Origin of the sequence: Arthrobacter agilis (assembly GCF_002953615.1) — a bacterium.
Classification (GTDB): domain Bacteria; phylum Actinomycetota; class Actinomycetes; order Actinomycetales; family Micrococcaceae; genus Arthrobacter_D; species Arthrobacter_D agilis_B.
In genome coordinates this window covers 3,314,271-3,317,582 of sequence record NZ_CP024915.1, presented here as the reverse complement: position 1 = coordinate 3,317,582, position 3,312 = coordinate 3,314,271, and the positions used below count along the sequence as shown (strand labels likewise).

The following is a 3,312-nucleotide window of genomic DNA, read 5'->3' as shown; positions in this document are numbered from 1 at the left end:
CCCCGCCACGACATCCACGTTGTCGAACGGATGGACGAAGACGGCGCCGGTCTCGTCGGCGTACTTCTTGGCCTCGGCGAGCGCCTCGTCGACGTTGTGCCCGTGCAGCACCACTTCTGCGCCGTGCCCGCGCGTCGCGGCGAGCTTGGGCAGGGCCACCCCGAGGGGCATGTAGATCCGGGCGGCGATGCCGAGCCGGGCGGCGGCCACGGCGACGCCCTGCGCGTGGTTGCCGGCGGACGCGGCGACGACGCCGCGGGCGCGCTCCGCCTCGGTGAGCTGCGCCATCCGGTTGTACGCGCCGCGGACCTTGAAGGACCCCGCCCGCTGGAGGTTCTCGCACTTGAACGAGACGCTGGATCCCGTGATGCGTCCGAGTGCCCGTGACTGCTCGATAGGCGTGCGGGCGATGACGCCCTCGAGGGTACGCTGGGCGGCCTCGACGTCGGCGAGGGTCACCGGGAGGTCGGTGCCGTCGGGGAAGTCCAGCACGGTGGTCGCGGTGGGGGTGGTTGCTACGGTCTGCTCGGTCACTGGGAGATCTCTTCCTGGAGGGCTGTCGCCGGCTGGGCGGCGGGAGGTTCCGGGGTGCTGGCCGGTGACGACGGGAGCATGTCCTCCGTCGTCGCCGGCCTGCTAATGCCGGACCCTCCGCTGCGCGGCAGGGCACCCGGGGCGACGACCGGATCGTACTCCCACGCCCGCTGGGCGATGTAGCGCACCGAGGTGTTGAGGACCGCGAGGATCGGGACGGAGAAGAGGGCACCCGGGATGCCCGCGAGGAGCGTGCCGCCGGCCACCGCGAGGACGACGGCGAGCGGGTGCAGTGCGACGGCCGGTCCCATGATCAGGGGCTGCAGGACGTGCCCCTCGAGCTGCTGGACCAGGAGGACGATCGCGAGCATCACGAGGGCGTTGACCCAGCCGTTCGCGACCAGGGCGAGCAGGACGGCGACGGACCCCGTGGCGAGCGCGCCGACGATGGGGATGAAGGACCCGAGGAACACGAGGACGCTGAGCGGCAGGGCCAGCGGGACACCGATGATCGCCGCACCGACGCCGATACCGATCGCATCGACGCCGGCCACGAGCATCTGGACCCGGACGTAGCCGGCCATGGACGTCCAGCCCCTGCGCCCCGCGCCGTCGACGGCCGCCCGGGCGCGGACGGGTGCGAGTCCGACGACGAAGCGCCAGATGCGCCCGCCGTCGAGCAGGAAGAAGATGAGGGCGAACACCGTGAGCAGCGAGCCCGCGGCGACGTGGCCCGCCGTGGTTCCGAAGGACAGCGCGCCGCTGAGGATCGAGGCGCTGTTGTTCTGTGCTGCGTCGCCGAGGTCCTGCAGGTACCGGTCGATCTGCGATGCCGTGAGCTGCAGGGGTCCCTGCGCCAGCCAGTCCAGCATCTGCTGGATGCCGGCGCGGGCCTCGCCCCACAGACTGCCGAACCCCAGCGCCAGCTGCCGTCCGACGAGGAGGAGTGCGGCCGTGATGAGTCCGAAGAAGCCGACGAGGGTGATCGCCACGGCCAGGCCGTCCGGCACCCGTCGTCGTTGGAGCGCCTTCTTCAGCGGCAGGAGGAGCGCGGCGAGGAGCCCTGCGATCATGAGCGGGATGACGAGCAGGGAGACCCTGCCGAGCAGGTAGATCAGCACGCCCCCGATGACGATGACGAGCCCCAGCCGCCAGGACCAGGACGCGGCCACGCGCAGCGCGAAGGGGACGTCGTTGCGGTCGTCGGGTCGCGGGCGTTGCCGGAGCTCAGCAGGCTGCCGTGGCAGCGGGTCGGGCAGCGCGGCGGCGCCGCGGCTCACGGCGCGCTGGATGGCGCGCTGGGGATTCGCTCCGGGGAGACGCTGCATGGGCCAATCTTTCCATAGAAGGCCCTGGCGCTCCCTATCCGAGACCTGGCAGTATGCCCCATTCGGCGGAGAACGACGCGCCCGGGTCGAGCCAGCGAAGACCCTCCCCCGAGTTGAAGGCATCGGCCGGCGCCGTCATCGGCTCGATCGCGACGGCCGTGCTCACACCCGGGTAGACCGTGCTCACGAAGATGTGCGCGTAGGCGAACGACGCGTCGGCCCACAGCGTCACGCGCCGGCCGTCCGGCGCGGCGAGAACATGCTCGTGCCGGCCGCCGACCTGCTCCAGGGCGGTGAAGGCCGTGTCGATGCCGAGGTCCCCGACGCGCCGGCCCTCGCGCAGGTCGGAGTACCCGGAGACGGCGACCTTCCCCGTCGGGATGGACCGGTCGTCCGCTTCGAACATCTCGTGCGCCTTCACCGTCAGGGTGAGCTCCTCCGTCGCGACACCGGAGATCCTGAGGTAGGGATGGGCACCGAGCGCGAACGGGGCGGCGTCGTCCGAGAGGTTGGTGAGCTCCTGGGTGACGGTGAGCTGCTCCTGGGTGAGCTCGTAGGTGGCCCGGTGCACCAGGTGGAACGGGTAGCCGTGCTGGGGGAACACCTCCGCCTCCAGGACCACGCGCGACGGAGCGGCATCGACGGCCCGGTAGCCCGTGTTGCGCAGGAGCCCATGGCTGGCGTTGCCCTTCGAGGGTTCGGTGATGTCGAGCTGCTGCTCCTTGCCGTGGAGGGTCCAGCGGCCTTTGGCGATGCGGTTGGGCCAGGGCGCCAGGAGGATTCCTCCGCCCCCGGCCGGGATGTCGCCGTCGCCCCAGGTCTCCGTGAGGGCGACGCCGTCGCGCTCGTAGGACCGCAGGGCGGCGGCGAGGCTGGCGACGACGACCGTCGAGGAGCCGGCCCGCAGGATGTGGTTGGTGCCGCTGGCGAGCCGGGAGTGCGTCATGCTGCGATGCTACCGCCGGTTGTCGCGACCTCCGATCGGTTTCCGGCACCGGCATCTCCCCCTATGATAAGTTTTGTTCGTTTTAGTTCGGACTCGTTCGAGTCCTCGGGGTGAGGCAGGAGGACCATGCTCGCAGCGGAACGGCACGCAGCCATCCTCGAGCGCCTCACGCACCAGCCCGCGGTCCGGGTCAGCGGACTCGCGCTCGCACTCGGCGTCTCGGAGATGACGGTCCGGCGTGACATCGACACCCTCGAGGCCCGCGGCGCCCTGATCCGCGTCCATGGCGGCGCGGTCCGGCCCGGCAGCCTGAGCTCGGTCGAGGCCGGCTTCGACGTCAACCGCACGCGGGGCGGACGGGCGAAGGAGCAGATCGCGGCGGCGGCGGTCTCGCTCCTGGTCCCCGGCATGACGGTGTCCATCACGGGCGGGACCACCACGTATGCCCTGGCGCCCCTGCTGTCGCGCGTCCAGGGCCTGACCGTCATCACCAACTCGCTCCCC

At 71.4% G+C, this 3,312-nt stretch carries 4 protein-coding genes; 1 reads left to right on the top strand and 3 read right to left on the bottom strand.

What is annotated here, in order from left to right:
* The 3 genes from CVO76_RS16270 to CVO76_RS16260 all read right to left on the bottom strand — a co-directional run.
* Nucleotides 1-489: threonine ammonia-lyase (locus CVO76_RS16270; protein ID WP_208741876.1), on the bottom strand; the 489-nt coding region annotated here is incomplete at its 3' end.
* A 41-nt stretch (nt 490-530) separates the two neighbouring features.
* Nucleotides 531-1,862, bottom strand: coding sequence for an AI-2E family transporter (locus tag CVO76_RS16265; RefSeq protein ID WP_133081994.1), 1,332 nt, complete (start codon nt 1,860-1,862; stop codon nt 531-533).
* A 34-nt stretch (nt 1,863-1,896) separates the two neighbouring features.
* Nucleotides 1,897-2,808 (bottom strand): aldose 1-epimerase family protein, encoded by a 912-nt coding sequence (locus tag CVO76_RS16260; RefSeq protein ID WP_208740129.1) that lies wholly within the window; start codon nt 2,806-2,808, stop codon nt 1,897-1,899.
* A gap of 126 nt (nt 2,809-2,934) precedes the next feature.
* On the opposite strand from CVO76_RS16260, the gene CVO76_RS16255 reads away from it, so the two are divergent.
* Nucleotides 2,935-3,312, top strand: a 378-nt coding sequence (locus CVO76_RS16255) for a DeoR/GlpR family DNA-binding transcription regulator (protein WP_208740128.1), incomplete at its 3' end; no start/stop codon positions are given.

What these genes read in the sequence shown, in the direction of transcription:
- CVO76_RS16265 (WP_133081994.1), bottom strand. Translation starts at nt 1,862, where the DNA reads ATGCAGCGTCTCCCCGGAGCGAATCCCCAGCGCGCCATCCAGCGCGCC.
- CVO76_RS16260 (WP_208740129.1), bottom strand. Translation starts at nt 2,808, where the DNA reads ATGACGCACTCCCGGCTCGCCAGCGGCACCAACCACATCCTGCGGGCC.